The sequence below is a fragment of the SAR324 cluster bacterium genome, from assembly GCA_029245725.1.
Lineage (GTDB): Bacteria > SAR324 > SAR324 > SAR324 > NAC60-12 > JCVI-SCAAA005.
This window is the reverse complement of the sequence record JAQWOT010000202.1, coordinates 1-15,971: the sequence shown is the minus strand read 5'-3', so window position 1 is coordinate 15,971 and position 15,971 is coordinate 1. Positions and strand designations below refer to the sequence as shown.

At 42.8% G+C, this 15,971-nt stretch carries 15 protein-coding genes; 4 read left to right on the top strand and 11 right to left on the bottom strand.

The features are described 5' to 3' along the window. Positions 1-5 precede the first annotated feature (5 nt). From P8O70_10955 to P8O70_10945, 3 genes are read left to right on the top strand one after another with little or no spacing between them, the layout of a single operon-like run. On the top strand, positions 6-812 hold the full coding sequence (locus P8O70_10955) for an SDR family oxidoreductase (protein MDG2197393.1): 807 nt from the start codon (positions 6-8) through the stop codon (positions 810-812). A gap of 42 nt (positions 813-854) precedes the next feature. Continuing rightward, positions 855-1,946, top strand: coding sequence for a serine hydrolase (locus tag P8O70_10950; protein MDG2197392.1), 1,092 nt, complete (start codon positions 855-857; stop codon positions 1,944-1,946). Between the two features lie 56 nt (positions 1,947-2,002). Beyond that, the gene (locus P8O70_10945; GenBank protein ID MDG2197391.1) at positions 2,003-2,980 is read left to right on the top strand and encodes a zinc-binding dehydrogenase; all 978 of its coding nucleotides are present in this window, start codon (positions 2,003-2,005) and stop codon (positions 2,978-2,980) included. 3 nt (positions 2,981-2,983) lie between these two features. Here the strand turns inward: P8O70_10945 and P8O70_10940 are convergent, their stop codons facing one another. From P8O70_10940 to P8O70_10890, 11 genes are all read right to left on the bottom strand, one after another. Then, the gene (locus P8O70_10940) at positions 2,984-3,826 is read right to left on the bottom strand and encodes a carbohydrate ABC transporter permease (GenBank protein ID MDG2197390.1); all 843 of its coding nucleotides are present in this window, start codon (positions 3,824-3,826) and stop codon (positions 2,984-2,986) included. Then, positions 3,823-4,632 (bottom strand): sugar ABC transporter permease, encoded by an 810-nt coding sequence (locus P8O70_10935; GenBank protein MDG2197389.1) that lies wholly within the window; start codon positions 4,630-4,632, stop codon positions 3,823-3,825. The genes P8O70_10940 and P8O70_10935 overlap by 4 nt, the downstream gene beginning before the upstream one ends. A 184-nt stretch (positions 4,633-4,816) precedes the next feature. Further along, entirely contained in the window at positions 4,817-6,169 is a 1,353-nt protein-coding gene (locus P8O70_10930; GenBank protein MDG2197388.1) for an extracellular solute-binding protein, read from the bottom strand. 201 nt (positions 6,170-6,370) lie between these two features. After that, entirely contained in the window at positions 6,371-7,747 is a 1,377-nt protein-coding gene (locus P8O70_10925) for a hypothetical protein (protein ID MDG2197387.1), read from the bottom strand. Between the two features lie 62 nt (positions 7,748-7,809). Further along, positions 7,810-8,571: an ATP-binding cassette domain-containing protein gene (locus P8O70_10920; GenBank protein MDG2197386.1), complete on the bottom strand. Its 762-nt coding sequence runs from the start codon at positions 8,569-8,571 to the stop codon at positions 7,810-7,812. A 78-nt stretch (positions 8,572-8,649) separates the two neighbouring features. Further along, complete coding sequence (locus P8O70_10915) at positions 8,650-9,630, bottom strand: substrate-binding domain-containing protein (protein ID MDG2197385.1); 981 nt, start codon at positions 9,628-9,630, stop codon at positions 8,650-8,652. Positions 9,631-9,642: 12 nt separating this feature from the next. Then, positions 9,643-10,641: an ABC transporter permease gene (locus tag P8O70_10910; GenBank protein ID MDG2197384.1), complete on the bottom strand. Its 999-nt coding sequence runs from the start codon at positions 10,639-10,641 to the stop codon at positions 9,643-9,645. A gap of 34 nt (positions 10,642-10,675) precedes the next feature. Next, a complete protein-coding gene (locus tag P8O70_10905; GenBank protein ID MDG2197383.1) occupies positions 10,676-11,335 on the bottom strand; it encodes an RraA family protein in 660 nt (219 codons plus the stop codon). A gap of 36 nt (positions 11,336-11,371) precedes the next feature. Beyond that, positions 11,372-12,382 (bottom strand): LacI family DNA-binding transcriptional regulator, encoded by a 1,011-nt coding sequence (locus P8O70_10900; GenBank protein MDG2197382.1) that lies wholly within the window; start codon positions 12,380-12,382, stop codon positions 11,372-11,374. Positions 12,383-12,507: 125 nt separating this feature from the next. Further along, on the bottom strand, positions 12,508-13,809 hold the full coding sequence (locus tag P8O70_10895; protein MDG2197381.1) for an aminotransferase class I/II-fold pyridoxal phosphate-dependent enzyme: 1,302 nt from the start codon (positions 13,807-13,809) through the stop codon (positions 12,508-12,510). A gap of 29 nt (positions 13,810-13,838) precedes the next feature. Further along, a complete protein-coding gene (locus P8O70_10890; protein ID MDG2197380.1) occupies positions 13,839-14,783 on the bottom strand; it encodes a 2-hydroxyacid dehydrogenase in 945 nt (314 codons plus the stop codon). Positions 14,784-14,977: 194 nt separating this feature from the next. Between P8O70_10890 and P8O70_10885 the strand changes: the two genes are divergently transcribed. After that, positions 14,978-15,853: a DMT family transporter gene (locus P8O70_10885; GenBank protein MDG2197379.1), complete on the top strand. Its 876-nt coding sequence runs from the start codon at positions 14,978-14,980 to the stop codon at positions 15,851-15,853. Positions 15,854-15,971 lie beyond the last annotated feature (118 nt).

Sequence of the window (15,971 nt, the reverse complement as noted above, 5' to 3'; positions counted from 1 at the left end):
CTCAAATGAGTAGTCTACAAGGAAAAACTGCGCTCGTTACAGGTTCAGGCCGAGGACTAGGCAAAGTAATGGCTCAAAGACTAGCCGATCAAGGAGCAAACATTGTTCTGCATGACATCAGCTGGGATGCACCAGAAAAGTACAAGGAGGCCCAGAACCTTGGAGAGGTTGTCAAAGAATTTAAAAAGAAGGGTGTTGAAGTACTGGCAGTGACCGGAAATATCGGAAATGTCCAAGCTGTAGCCGCAATGTGCACTAGGATTGAAGAAAAATTCCCAAAGGTGGACATTCTTGTCAATTGTGCTGGAGGTGACATCGGGGCAAGTGGTGGCAAACCCTCACCCAATAATGCACTGGATATCCCTATCGAAGATGTACACGCGCTGATTAACAACAACCTGATTGGAACCATCAATGTTTGCAAAGCATTCATCCCAGCGATGCGAGATCGGAAATCCGGAGTTGTCGTCAATATTGGATCTGTAGCAGGACAATTAGGTGTATCTGAAGGGGCAATTTACGGAATTCTAAAAGCTTCTGTCACGCACTACACTCGTTGTCTCGCCACAGAACTCAAGCAACATGGGGTTCGAGTAAATTGTGTTGCCCCCGGACCTACAAAGACTGCACGTTTTGAAGCTACAAGAGTTGTTGATCCAGAGATGATGGATTCCCAAAAAGCTTCCCTGGTTCGCTATGGAGAGCCAGGTGAGATTGCAGATGCTGTCGCGTTTTTGGTGTCTGACCAAGCAAAATTCATCAATGGGCAGGTCCTCTGTGTGGATGGAGGGTTGGTTAACTTCCCTGGTTAGAAATATTCTTTTGAACCTATCTATGTTTCATCAAGCAATTCTGTGAGCCCAAAACTGGACCATCATCGACTCGATCGGCTTTATAACTTTTTGGAGGGAACTGTCCAAAGAGATGAAATCCCAGGTGCAGCAGTGCAACTTTCGGTTGGAGACAAGCTTACTGTCAGAAAGGCTTTTGGACGTTTTAAGCCTAATCTTGCTGATCCAATGCAACAAGATTCAATCTTTCTGGTAGCCTCGATCACAAAACCGTTTACCGTCGCTGCTACAGTATTGCTGGCAGAACGTGGTCAACTCTTACTAGATGATCCAGCCTGTCATTACCTCCCTGAGTTCGGCAATTCTGGAAAAGAAAACATCACGCTTCGACATTTGATGACTCACAGTTCTGGGCTACCAGACATGCTTCCAGAAAATCAGAGCTTGCGTGAACGACATGCTCCAATGTCTGAGTTCATAGAGCGGATCTGCCAGTTGAAATTAGACTTTCCTGCTGGGACTGGGCTTCAGTATCAAAGTACCGGTTTAGCGATTCTTGGAGAGGTTGTTCACAGAGTCAGCGGAATGTCCCTCAAAGAATTTCTCAGAGAAGTGTTTATCGAACCCTTAGGAATGAAGGATACAGCCTTAGCGATGGACGGGTTGCAAGAAGAAAGGGTGTCCATCGTGAAACTCCCTCCAGAACAGGTAGGAGTTGATTGGGGCTGGAATAGCCCCTACTGGCGCAATTTGGGTGCCGCTTGGGGTGGTATGTTCTCAACTGTCGAAGACCTGACTCGTTTTCTGAGAATGCTACTGAATGGTGGTGAGTTCCAAGGTAAGCGAATTTTTAGCCGAAGTACTGTTGAAACAATGATTCTAGATCAAACTAGTCCCATGGCTTTGGTCCCAAATGATCAAAAAGTGATGATTCGTGGAGGACTCGGCTGGAGACTTGCGCCCTCATCTTGTTGGGGATTCTTCGGGGACTTCCTTTCACCAGGAAGTTTTGGACACGGTGGAGCAACAGGCACTGTTTTCTGGGCTGATCCCAAGCGGGATATGACCTTTGCTTTGCTGACCACCCAACCGTCCATTTGGAGTGAATCGCTACTTTGCAAAGCTTCAAACCTTGCCATAGCTTGTGTCAATTGACTACCAAACCTGGATCTCAATCAATCTATTCATTCACAACACTTTTAGGTTAACAAATGACAGCCAAGATGGATGCCTTACAAGTAGTGGCTCGTGGAAAAGCAGAGTTTATTAGAACAACTTCACCTGAACTGATGGAGGGGCATGCGATCGTTCAGCCCCGCCATGTAACGCTTTGTGGAAGTGATGTCTGGATGTTGAGTCATGCTCCAGATGCAGCGTATCCCTTTCCACCTGGCACGACAGGGCACGAAGTGATTGCTGAAATTTTGGAGCTAGGTCCAGGAGTGGAAGGACATGAAGTTGGGGACTTTGTTCTTGCCATTGCTCCAGACCATCGAGCTATGGCTGAACGCTACTTGACTCCACAAAAAAACTTGTTGAAGCTTCCCAGTGGAAAAACTAGAGAAGAATTGTTGATGGCTCAGCAACTCGGAACCGTCCTGTATGCCTGTAAGCAACTACCAAGTGTGATCGGCAAGACAGTTGCAGTGGTGGGGCAGGGAACTGCTGGACTCTGGTTTGACTTTGTATTGCAACGGCTTGGAGCTGCCAAGGTGATTGCTCTTGACCCAAAATCTAATCGTCTACAACTTGCTCAACAATACGGTGCTACCGATATCATCAATATTCGAGAAGCAGATCCTGTTGAGCAAATTATGGGAATCAACGATGAGAAATTAGTCGACATTGTTGTGGAAGCAGCTGGCAGGGAATCATCCATCAATCTGGCGATCGAGTTAGCGAGACCTGATTCTGGATTTTTCTTACAGTTTGGAGTTCCTTACGAACCTATCAACGTGCACTACGGAAGGATTTTCACAAAGTGCTTAAAGCATAAGTCCATTGTTCACGCCAATAGTGAACCCGGACACACTTCTACCCTCCAAGCTCTGGATTTGATTGCTGCAGGTTCGTTGGATGTTGCTGCTGTCCTGACACACCGCTTCCCTTTTGACAGAGTCTTGGAAGCCTATGAGCTGCATCAAAATGCCAAGGATAACGCTGTAAAGATTGTTATCGATATGCCTTGATTCTCAGCCCTTAACCGCACTTGCGGTCAGTCCAGAGACGTAGTACTTAACGAAGAAGGAGTAGATAAAGGCTACTGGAACGGATCCAAGTAGCGCTGAAGCCATCAGAGATCCCCAGAAGAGGGTATCCGCTTTGATCAGGTCGCTGACAGTTCCGACAGGGATGGTTTTCATGTCGCCAGAAGACATGAAGATCAATGCGTAGAGAAATTCATTCCAGCAGAGTGTGAAGCAAAAAATCGTTGCTGAAAGAATTCCCGGAACAGATAGAGGGAGGACAATCCTGATCAAGATCTGAATTCTTGAGCAACCATCCATTAAGGCGCTCTCTTCAATCTCTTTGGGTATTGTCAAAAAGTAACCCATCAAAAGCCAAGAGGCGAAGGGAATCAATTGAGTGGGATATGTCAGAATCAGAGACCAATGAGTATTAAACAGGTTCAGTGCGCCAATGACCTGAGCCATTGGAATGAACAGAAGAGTCGGCGGTACCAGATAAACCAAAAAGATGCCAATCCCCATAAAATTACTTCCTGGGAACCTCAACCTCGCCAGCGCATAGCCAATACAAATACTACAAAAAATGGATAAAGCCGTGGAAACGACCGCGATGATCATCGTATTCCACAACCAACTCCAAAATTCAGTGTTCTCAAAAAGATAAGTATAATTCTCGAAGGTAAACCGTTGGACCCAGAATGGATTGAAATTCATATCAAAGAGGTCTGATGAAGGCTTCAAAGATACGATTGTCATCCAATAGAAAGGGAATAGCAGCAACAGCCCAAAAATGATCAGGGGAATATAAATCTGTAGTGTCCTATGACTTTCGCTGCCAACCATCATGCTGATTTTTTCATGTAACGAAGAAGGAAAATGCTGAAGAAGGCGAGGATTGGGAACATGTACAAAGTAATCGCTGCACCCATACCAATTTCAGTCGCGGACATCCCTACTTGGTATGCATAAGTTCCAAAGATATGAGTCTGATTGGCCGGGCCCCCTTTGGTAAGAATATAAATCAACTGGAAATCAGCAAAGGTCCAGATGATAGAAAGCAAACTTGTGATCATGATAATTCCCTTGATGTGAGGAAAAGTCACATTCATAAATCTGTGATACTTATTCGCTCCGTCAATCGCTGCTTGCTCATGAAGTTCATGGGGTACTGCCTGTAATCCCGCCAAGATACTGATTCCAAAAAATGGAATTCCACGCCAGATGTTAACCCAACAAATTGCAGAAACTGCTAAAACTTGATCGCCGAGAAAATTAATATTTGATTCGACCAATCCCATCTGGATCATCAACCAGGAGATTGGGCTAAAGACGGGATCAAAGATCATGAACCATCCCAATGAACTCAGGGCAGTTGGGACAATCCAAGGCAGCATGATAAAGGCACGGATGGGGTTGCTGAATCGGATGCGATTATTCAGTACCAGCGCCAATCCAAGACCTAAAACAGCTTTGAAGGGAACCGTAACTAAGGCATAAACCATCGTATTCCATGCCGTCTGATGGAATATATCGTCTTCAAGTAGATCAATATAATTCCACAGACCAATGAATTCGCCTGGCATACCGATACGTGTATCTGTCAATGAAAGCCAGATGCCTAGTGCAAATGGATAGGCTAAAAAAATAGCCAAAATAGTTAATCCTGGCAGCATCAATAAGACGCCAAGAGAGCTTTCACGATCTAAAAAATTATCGAATCGTATGGAAGACGAACTCATACTTTGAGGGGCAAAATTTGATGGGAGGGATTCAAGATTAACTCCCCCAAACATTTTTTATTCGGAGGAGTTTTTTCAGGATTAATGAAGCTACGAATCAGCGATAGATACGCTCAAGCTGCCGCTGGCCCCATTTTAGTGCGTCTTTGGCATCGCCAGATTGAACAGCTTTGGCAAAAGTATCAACAATGACGTATTTAGAAGCGGCTAAACCAGCTTTTTCATTTGGATCTCCAGCAAAACCTCTCAATCGACCAAGGCCAGGAATCTTTCGGAACGCACCCATTTTGGGGTCGCTGTTCCAAACAGGGTCATTGGCAAGATTCTTGACATGATGCATTTGATATCCTTCCTGGATGCTCCACCACTTATAATAGTTCTCTGGTTGGAACCACCACTTCAAATATTCTTTGGCTACATCGGTATTTGGTGAATTTTTAAGAACAGCCAACGTTCTAGAACCTGATTCATAATACCTGCCTGCGGTCCCCTTTGGCATCAACATGTGGTGGGTGTCATTCATCATTGCCCCACCGTCATCTCTTTTCTTGGTAGCGTAGTAGATACTTGAACCGTTGAAGGTGGAAGCAATCTTTCCACTCAAGTAAGCACGGTTGTTACTGCTATCATCCCAGGAGGTACCAGTCTCATCATAGCCATCCTTCCAAGCTTGAACGAACTTGTTCAAAGCGTATTCGAAGGTTGGAGTATCGAATAGTACTGTTTTCCCATCATCCGCTACTTCGAGAGCTCCTGAAGACCACATGTATGGATAACAGAAGCCAATCGGGTCACCTAAGCTATGTCCCAAAGACTGACCAAATGGCATACCCATTTTCTTAGTTTCCTTGGCAACTGCAAAATAGTCGTCCCAAGTCATATCCAGTAGAGATCCGTCGGCAGCATTTTTCACACCTGCTTTTTCGAAGGCGCTGATTCTATAAGCAATAGTCCCTCCCGAATCCCCATGGGGAATTCCCAGATAACGCCCATTCACACTTGCAGAGTTGAGAACATATTCCTCGAATCCACCACCACGAGCACCTACTTCCTCCGCTTCATCCGTCATATCGACAAGATTAGTGCCATAGAGATGGTTTTGGATAGGCCATAGTTCAACAACGTCAATTCCTCCTGCCTGCAAAGCAGCTCCAATTTTCGGCTGTAGATCGGGCCAGTTCAGGAAGTCTGCATTCACTTTCACCCCTGCCTGCTTTCCAAACTCCTCGGCTTGTTGCTTGGCGATTTCCTGTGCTTCTGGAATAAAGTGCGTTCCACGGACGATTGTCAAAGTTTTGTTCTGGGCACTGCTGATGTACGGGAACCCTCCCATCAAGGCAACCGCACCTGCAGCCGCTGCGCCAGTTTTGATGATCTGCCGCCGAGTCACACCTTTATCGGTTGTCTCTTCAAAAATGCTGGTCGGTTGATTTTCATTCAATTTTTCCATGCGAATCTCCTCTTCCTATTCAGCCTATGGTAAATTAGTTTTCTTGGGCCACCATGACCCAAGTACTCGCGGGAAGCTAGGCTAGGCTATCCCAAAAGGCAAGGACAATTGTTGATAATGCTACGTTTATTTTCCATAAATAATCAGAAGCTATGTTTGATTCTTACTTCAAGTTTAAGGGCCATGTTAATTTATTAATAGTTAGTTTATGTTTAGTAATTGATTTATTAAGTAAACAACTTTTGTGCGTACTCTCTCTTCACTCTCTTGGGCAAACAGGGCTATTTTGACTTGGTAGGTTTTTCTAGCAAACTCTTCTTTCCTTGGCAAATAGTTTAAAAATCCATTGCAGATATCAAGAACTAGGATCAGATTTTCCGGAAACTGTCGCCTCAAAAAAATCTGGAATTCGTTATAAAATTCTATCGGTGCACCAACCATTATAGTTTTTCCTAATTTCCAAACATAAATTGGGAAATCATAGGTTGATGAGTCTCCGAGTTTTTCTCTTAAGGCTAACCCTCTTTGCGCGCGTTCTTTCTCGAACCCACTTTTTGCTTCTACTAATTTTTTGAAGGTATCAACAGAAGGTATATCCCCAAGCTTCAATTCCAGGGTCTCTGTTATCATGTCAATCTCGTGGTCTGGCAGCTTATCCTCATATTTCCATAGTCCCAGTGTTGCCCCAGATTCTACCTTCTTGTCAAAAACCATCTTCTGTCCGGATGGCATCAAACCAGACAGCGTAGAAAGTGCGGCATAGCCTAATTCCCTACCATTTTGATCTGCTGCCTCAGTTGATTCTTCGTAGCATCTTCGAGGAGCCAATTCCCCGTCGGCACCATGAAGAAAGATGCAGGGTGCTCCGTTGGTATCTCTTTCTACCAATTCTCTCATAGCACCAACATAATCAGGTGAGATCAGACGGTTCATTCCTCCCAAGGACGTGGGGTGTGCTGCATAATGGACCAAACTCGCAACGTGAACACCTGATTGCTCAGTTATCCTGCCCACAAGTAGTGTGTCGTCTGCAACTTTAGACGGATTAATTCCTACAACGTGATCACCCGTCTCTGGGAGAGTCAGATCTCGATTGAAAGCCATGCCACAACGACCAACCCCCCAACTCAGCACACAGACTCTTTTGTTCTCAAAAGCTTCTGAGATTAGCTGACGACACGTCTTCAGAATTTGCTTTCTGTAGCCCCGGATTAAATGGCCTCCAGGTGCATCTGCTAAAAGAGGTTCTGTAAAAGGTGCGCCATGACTATGAGATAGGTGAGTGAGAAGAGAACCTGGCTTTAGTTTGAATTCTTCTTCAAGGGGGACTCTGATGCATTCTTCATCTTCACTGGAAAGCCATGCCATCAGATCCAAGGCCAATAGGGTCAGATTTTCTTTTTCTGAGGCTCCTGAAATTGTCAGGCAGGAGGCTCGTAGGGGCCTATGGATTCCATCAGCAACATCATGTTCGGAATATCCCCATGTGCGTGAATACATTCCTGTAGGTGGGTTGATTTCAGCGACAGCAACTCCAAACAAGCCCTGAAATTCTTGTTGGTGGATTTCTGGGATCAATTTCTCTCTAATTGCTTTGGATGTAAGAATATCTGCTTAGATTTAAATTCCCGGTACAGTTTCTATTTCTTTTCTTTTTGGAAATGAAGTTCTTTTAGAAATTGAATTAAGTCACCAATTTCTATTGAATTTTTATCACAATTCAAAACTACATCTCCTCGATCCAGAACGATAATTCTATCTGAAATTTCATGGACATGATGGATGTTATGTTCAATGAATATACATGATTTCCCTTTAGTTTTTATATTGTCCACGAATCTCAGAACCTTCTCTACTTCAGAGATAGCCAGTGCTACTGTTGGTTCATCTAGAATGATCAGGTCACTTTCGAAATACATTGCTCTTCCGATGGCGACACCCTGTCTCTCTCCACCAGAAAGAAAACTTACTGGAGTATCTACATTGATGCCTTCACTACGAAAACCAATTGTACTTTTCATAATCTCTGCAGTGATTTCTCGCTGCTTTTCTACATTAATCAATCCGAAAGCATTGGTAATCGGTCTTCCAGCAAAAAAATTTCTCCACAATGGTTGTTTTTCACAGAGTGACAATTTTTGATAAACTGTCTCAATTCCCAGCTTTTGAGAGATTTTTACTGAGTATTTATTGAGATTAATCTTTTTCCCTTTAATGAAAATCTCTCCTGAAGTTGGTGACTCTAAGCCGGTAATCAATTTAATTAGCGTAGACTTACCCGCCCCGTTGTCACCAATTAAACCAACAATTTCATTCTTTCCAATTTCAAGATTTGTAGGCTTCAAGCTCAGAACAGGCCCATATGATTTGGAAACACTTTTGAGTGCAACAATCGAATTCAATTTTTCTCTTGATTTCTAATTCTGAATTTCATCTGCCAGCCAATTCAAATACTGCTTAAATCAGCTGGCAACAATAAATTATCTGACACCTTGTAAGACAAGTTTTTCAATCATGGCAACATTATCTTTTGTTACCGTACCACCACCAGTGTTGAGGAAAAGATTCCCCAAACCGTATTTCACTTCAAGGACTGCTGAAACAACCGGCATAAATCCTTGCAAATACGGCTGCTGATCCAATACAAGCGACAAGTAACCACGTTTTACTTCGTCAATAGCAGCAGGAGAAATATCAAATCCTGAGGTGACTACCTCACCTGCGTTTTTGCCAGCATCACGGAGGACTTTACCGAGAAATGCTGTTATACCCCCGTGACCTGGAACAATAATGGCTCGAGTTTTGGGATTGGCTTCTAGGTAACTTACCAAAACCGGCACAGCCAATGATGGATCCTGAACAGCTTCATTTGACCACTGGAGCTTATCGTAACTGACTCCAGCTTCATCAAGGGCTTTCAAGGATCCTCTTGCAACCAATTCACCTGGTGCTCCTTCGATAAAAGCACCGTAAACAACAACGTGATCACTTTGGCCTAATCTGCCTTCTTGGAGCGTCAACTCAGCAAGGTTGACCCCTGCCTCATAATTATCCAAACCAAAATAACTTCGCCCTGATCCAGGTAAGTTATTGTTACCAACAATGACTTTTACTCCATCTCTGGACGCTTTTTGGAGAAAAGTCGTCATTGATTTAGTACCTGGATGGCCCATGACAATGATAGCATCTGGCACTGCTGCGAGAGCTTCGTTAGCTTGTTGCAACATTCTTTGAGGATTCCACTCTGAGTGCTGTTCAATCAAGTTGACATCTAAAATTCTGGCTGCGTCTCTGGCTCCGAGTTCTCTAGCCAGGGTTGCTGGCCCTCCGGAATTTCCGCCCATTTGCATATAAATTGTCAAATCCCCTTCTATGGCTGGTCGTTCATCGCTCCATGCGCAGAAAGGGATGTAGAAAAGAAAGCAGAACAGAAAAATGCTCTTGTAAATTAGCTTCTTCATAACAAGTCTCCTTCATAGTGTTTGAAAAAATCCCTTTGCTCTTAAAAATCGAACAAGGGGAACTTTGCCAGGATTTTCAAGCAAGGTGTTAATCGAGACTGCTAAAATGAATACCAGTCCGATAAAGAACCGGGTCCAGAAACCCTGAATTCCGGAAGCGACTAAACCAGCCTCAATAACTGTAACAATGAAAACGGCGAACACTGTTCCAATTACTCGGCCAGATCCTCCGAAAATTGATGTGCCTCCAATGAAGACGGCGGCAATTACAGTCAAAAGATAACCCATCCCTTGACTAGAAAAATAAGAAGTGGTTTCTAAAGTCAAGAATACACCTCCAACACTAGATAATGTCCCAGACAGGGTAAATAGCTTAATCTTCTCCCAAATCACATTGATTCCCATCATTTTGGCTACTTCTGAATTATCTCCAATGAATAACAAATTCTCTCCAAATTTATGTCGATTTAGTAATAACCAGATAATTATTGAAATTAAAATTGCCCATAAAATTTGGACTGGAAAAAATTGTTCCAACCTACCAACTAAAAAATTATGAATTGGTGTCTCATAGATTTTTGGAATTGCTAACTGTATCCCTCCAGAAATTATAGTCACAAAACCACCCCACAGAAATAACAACGCAAGTGTTGCAATAAGTGATGGTATTCCTAGCATTGTAATAACTATTCCATTAACAAAGCCAACAGTTGCACCCGCCAAAATTGCAATCAAAAATGCTAACCAGGATAATTGAAAATTTTCAAACAAATAAGCAAATATATAGCTTGACAAGGCAACAGTTGACGGGAACGAAAGATCCATTTCACCTGCAACTGCTACTAAGGTGATCCCAAGAGCAATAATTAGCGGTGGTGGAACAGTTGCAAAGAAACTCATATAAACACGAAAATTTAAAAATGCCCTTGGTGCTGTTAGCATAAAGACAAGAATTAAAGCTAAAAATACGATCCCGACTGTTACACCATCAATATTCAGAATTTTCTTCATTGACCTGTACAATACTTAATTTAGATAAAGTTTACTATAACACTCCAAATTCTTGAAAAACATCTTTTAAACTTCTGCCTGATTCTAAAGCCAATAACGTTCCTTTTTCAGATTCTAATTTTTCAGAACTACAAGAAAGAACTTCAGAAAGAATTTGCTGTGGAATAGCAACACACCCATCAGCATCACCAAAAATAATGTCGCCGGGACACACTCTCACACCTGCGCACTCTACAGGCGCATCGATCTCAATCACCTTTCCCCTTCCCTTACTATCTAGGGGAGCAATGCCAGCGGCATATACTGGAAAGCCAATCTTCTTAATCTGCTGAACATCTCTGACAAACCCATCCATTATGGCCCCATTCGCTTTTTTCACCCTTGCAGCGGTACTTAACAACCCACCCCACGGGGCAATACGATTTGAACTACCGCAAGCTGCGACGGCAACATCTCCTTGTTGGAGGCTGTCCACTAATTTAATTTCCAATTCGTATTGGTTTTCATTTTTTCTGGGTCTTTCATAAATATCTGTATACAGCATCGTCCTCGCACGACCAATTAGACGTAAGTTTTCGTCCAATGGTCGAATATAGTGGGGGAAAGCTTGATTTTCATAGCCTAATTCATCTAACACATCTGAGACTAATGAGCAGAATAGTTCCCTTAATTCATTTTCGATCAAATCATTCATTTTTAACCATCTATCAATATATTTTAATTAATCATACTAAGCTGATTCTCCAACAACTAAACTTACAGGAAATATAATTTCATTATTTTCAATTATCTTGCTCTTAATTGAGTCTATTAAAATTCTTCCTGCTTCTACACCAATTTCGTAAGCTTTTGATTGAATAGTCACTAAATTTGGTGTTATATACATGGCAGTTTCAAATGCATTAAATCCAGTGATTTTCACATCATCTGGAACACTAATTCCTTTTTCACTTAAAATTCTTATTGCAGCCATCGCCATTTTATCATTGCCACTTATAATCGCTTCTGGAAGACCTTGTCTTTCAATATAATTTAGAACTGCTGATTTAGTATCGCTCAGTCCTTCGTCTCCACATTCAACAATTTCAATATTTAAATTATTCTCTGATAATATTTTTTTTATACCCAGAATTCTTTGTTCAATAGCTGGCCAATTTTGTTTGGGTGCCAGAAATATAAATTTTTTACACTCTTTGTTTACCAAAAATTCTGCAATTAATTTCCCTGCTTTAAAATCATCTTGAATAATACTGTAAATTCTTTTGTCAGGATATTTCTCTTGAATAAGAACAAAAGGTAAATTTAGGTTTAAAATCTTTTTAATTATTTTCTCTCTTTTTTCTTTACTACCAGATAAAATTGCACAAATCCCATCCGCATGAATCTCTTCCAAAATGCTTTTTGTCTGGATGCTTTGTGATCTAATTCCTTGCAATATAAGGCTATAATTTCGATCAGCTAAATAATTCGTTAATCCAGAAGCTACTTGGGAGGTATAAGTGTCAGCCAAAAATTCTGGAACATCATCCAAGATCACCATTCCAATTGATAAACTACTTTTTGTTCTTAATGTCTTTGCCGCATGATTAGGCTTATAATCAAGCTGTTCAATGGCTACTTGTACTTTTTCTCTTGTCTCCTTGCTCATTTGATCTGTTCTACCGTTGACAACGTTAGAGACAGTCATCATCGTTACTTTGGCCGCTTCCGCTACCTCGCGAATTGTTATTTTTTTCTTCATGTTTTTATTGTAGTGCTTTTACTTTACTTTAACGTTAAAGTAAATGATAGCTTTTGATTTGTCAAACCAAATAAACTTAATCCATTTTTTTATCTAAAATACTGAAATTGATTGTTAATCTGAATTTATTGATTTAAGTCCGGCCGCTCCTTCAAAAACTGTTCTAGTCCTGCCTGATCTTGTGCAGCATCTCTCAATCGCTGTACCCCATCTCTCAGAACACCAAGTTGAGAAGCTGTGGAAAGCCTTAGAAAATGCTTGCCATCTGCACCAATTCGACCGAAAGAGAGCCGATCCAAAACCGCTACTTGATGATCGTACAAAGCGAACATTTGAAACAGGCCCGCAGGGGAAGTTTCCTTTTTGGCTACATCATTCAGATGTGAATGATAATCAATTAAACCCAGAGACTTACAGACTCCTTCAATATTAGGGAAAAGGTAGAAGGCCCCTCCTGGCTTTTGACACTCTACACCTGGAATGGCTCGTAAATCTTCCAGCACAGCATCTCTTCGCTCTTCAAAAGTTCTTACCATCTCCAGAACTTCTTGTTCCACTGTTTCGTCAGTAAGTGCTACCACAGCTGCTTCTTGATTATAGGGCGCAACACATGAGAAGTAGTTGATATTTAATGTTTTGAACATCTCTACTTCCGTCACAGTGGGTAGCACAGCATAGCCAATTCGACCACCCGTCCAGGCAAAGGTTTTGGAGAACCCACTTGCTAGGATCGTTCGTTCTGCCATCCCTGGTACTTGAAGAATTGAGTAATGCTGCTGACCATCAAAAACTATCCTTTCATAGATTTCATCAGAGTACACTCTTGCATCAGGTGGAGCCTTGCGAAGTATCACATCTGCGATTTCTTCAATCTGAGATTGACTTGCCACACCACCAGTAGGATTTGAGGGGAAGTTCAAATAAATTACCTTGGTCCTTGACGTAATCAATTCTGCAAGTTGCTCAGTCGTAAAAGTGAATCCAGCTGATTCATCCAAATGTAAGGGGACAGGAACAGCTTGGACGTAACTAATAAATGACTCGTAGATCGGAAATCCTGGGCTTGGATAAATCACTTCATCACCAGGATTACAATAAATTTGCTGGGTCAAGCCAATCGAAGGTTTACCGCCCGGAAAGACCACAACATGCCCCGGTGTTGTGTTGAGACCTCTCGTTCGATTTACGTATTCACTGATGGCGCTACGTAAGTTTGGTGTACCTTGAGGGTCACAATAGTGCGTATTTCCAGCATCAAGTTGTCGTTTAATCTCGGCATTAACAGCCTTGGGGAGATCATAGTCTGGTTCTCCCAGGTTCAACTTCACGACAGGACCCCGAGACTGACCAACACGAACAATGTGTGGTCCCACTTTAAAGGCATTTTCAGAACCAATTCTTTGGTTACGTTCAGCAAAAAGAGCCATGATGCTTTAATAGAAAGAGGTCAATAATTTTAAACTGTGGGAACTGGTGTCAGCGGTGGTTTATTTTCATAGTAAGCATCTACGTTATCTACCACGAGCTGCCCCATGGCGATGCGAGTTTGCACAGTTGCAGAACCAACATGGGGTTGCAAGACTACTTGGGGCATCTTTAATAGGGGCTCTGGCACTTTTGGCTCGTTTGCAAATACATCTAAACCTGCCCCACCAAGCTTCCCCTCTTGGAGACAGGCAACGAGGTCATTTTCATCGACAACAGATCCACGTGAAATATTGATCAGCACACCATCTGACCCAAGTTTTTCCAGGACTTGCCGATTGACAATCTTCTTGGTTGCTTCTCCACCGACGCAACTCAAGATCAGGAAGTCCACCTGCTCGGCCATCTCTGTCAAAGATGAGAAATAATTGTAGCTCACATCTGGTCGCTGCCGACGGTTGTGATAGTTGATTGTAATACCAAAAGCCTTCAATCGGTCCGCGATAGCCATTCCGATTTGACCCAGACCTAGAATTCCAGCTTGTCTCCCTCGCAAATGGCTCATCAAGGGCATGTTGGCTTTGAGCCATTCGCCATTACGAACGTATTGATCCCCGACCACCATTCCTCTAGTAACGGCAATCAACAATCCAATCGTAAGGTCTGCAACAGCATCATCCAAAACGCCGGGGGTGTTGGTGACGGCGATCTTTCTTGCTTGAGCTGCTCCAACATCCACTCCATCATAGCCCACTCCATGACTTGCAATTAATGCCAAATTGGGAAATTTACCCTGGAATTCTGCTGGTGCCCAGCCCTCTGTAACGACAACTCTGATGTTAGGGGCGACTTTCTCAATTAGAGCATCTCGATCAATAGCCTCCCAGAGTCTGTGGATAAGGTATCTGCTCTCCAGATCGGCCAAACATTCATGACGAAAAAACGCTTGGCTTGTTATTAAAATTTCTTCAGCCATTAGATTTCCTAGAAATATTAGATAATTTTTTGTGAAAAGCGAAAAGTTTTCCAACAAAACACTGTTCCCGTGTAATGTCAAACCCACTTAGAAAAGCTCGTCGAACTCTTGAATTTACAGTTTTATTTTTGACCTCAATTTGAACCTTCCGAATTGACCTCACGAAGTCTCCACTCCTTAAAAATTCGAACACTTTGTTAACGAAACACTGGTGGGCTATCTTCGTCGTGAACCTGGCTTGGGGCTCCGGGTTCCTCTCCATCAAGATGAACGTCGTTCATCTCGGCCCCTACTTATCACTAAGTATTCGCTATGCAGGTTTAGTCCTGTTTTTACTACCCTTCCTGAGAGGATTCCCGAGAGAGAATCGAAAAGCATTCCTGCAGGTCACTTGCCTGATGGGGATTTTGCACTTTGGATTAGGAATGACCGCATTTCATCTGGCTGTTGATATTGCGTCCCTGGCACTCACCTCCCAAGCCTACATTCCGATCTCAGCCATCCTTGCTTTGATTTTTCTGAAAGAAGAACTCAATTGGAGCGTCGGTTTGGGAATAGGTATCGCCTTTCTGGGATTTGCTGTGATGAGCTTTGATGCAGTGATCTTCACTCAACTGGATTCGATGGTGATCATGCTAGCAGCAACCGCGGTGATGGCAATATGTAGTCTGATGGTTCGGCACAAACTGAAGGGGATCAACCCACTGACCCTACAGGCTTGGACAGGCCTATGTGGAATATTGCCGATATTTTTCCTGTCAATAATGGTTGAACAAGGTCATTGGCAAAAAATTGAATCTGCTACTTGGATTAATTGGATCTCCGTGCTGCATGCTGTAATTTTCTCCTCGATCATCGGTCATGGAATCAACTTCTGGTTGTTACAGCAACAACCTGTCAGTTGCATCACTCCATATTACCTCTTGACTCCCATCTTCGCTGTTTTGATGGCAATCATCTTCTGGGGGGACGAACCCGGTCCAAAGGTATGGTTTGGTGGTGCTATGATTCTCTTAGGCATCCTCATGGTTTCATCAAATTTCTATCTCAAAAAATGGAGAAACCTCTGAGTAAATTTTTTGAGACTTCAGACAAATGCGTTGACTAGTCTCCCTGATGAGATCAACATGCGCATCAGTATTTCTGGAGCCCAAAGGGTACTTATCCATGAAGTTGTTCCCTGCGAAG

What these genes read in the sequence shown, in the direction of transcription:
- P8O70_10930 (MDG2197388.1), bottom strand. Translation starts at nt 6,169, where the DNA reads ATGGAAAAATTGAATGAAAATCAACCGACCAGCATTTTTGAAGAGACA.
- P8O70_10915 (MDG2197385.1), bottom strand. Translation starts at nt 9,630, where the DNA reads ATGAAGAAGCTAATTTACAAGAGCATTTTTCTGTTCTGCTTTCTTTTC.
- P8O70_10890 (MDG2197380.1), bottom strand. Translation starts at nt 14,783, where the DNA reads ATGGCTGAAGAAATTTTAATAACAAGCCAAGCGTTTTTTCGTCATGAA.
- P8O70_10910 (MDG2197384.1), bottom strand. Translation starts at nt 10,641, where the DNA reads ATGAAGAAAATTCTGAATATTGATGGTGTAACAGTCGGGATCGTATTT.
- P8O70_10905 (MDG2197383.1), bottom strand. Translation starts at nt 11,335, where the DNA reads ATGAATGATTTGATCGAAAATGAATTAAGGGAACTATTCTGCTCATTA.
- P8O70_10955 (MDG2197393.1), top strand. Translation starts at nt 6, where the DNA reads ATGAGTAGTCTACAAGGAAAAACTGCGCTCGTTACAGGTTCAGGCCGA.
- P8O70_10945 (MDG2197391.1), top strand. Translation starts at nt 2,003, where the DNA reads ATGACAGCCAAGATGGATGCCTTACAAGTAGTGGCTCGTGGAAAAGCA.
- P8O70_10940 (MDG2197390.1), bottom strand. Translation starts at nt 3,826, where the DNA reads ATGATGGTTGGCAGCGAAAGTCATAGGACACTACAGATTTATATTCCC.
- P8O70_10900 (MDG2197382.1), bottom strand. Translation starts at nt 12,382, where the DNA reads ATGAAGAAAAAAATAACAATTCGCGAGGTAGCGGAAGCGGCCAAAGTA.
- P8O70_10895 (MDG2197381.1), bottom strand. Translation starts at nt 13,809, where the DNA reads ATGGCTCTTTTTGCTGAACGTAACCAAAGAATTGGTTCTGAAAATGCC.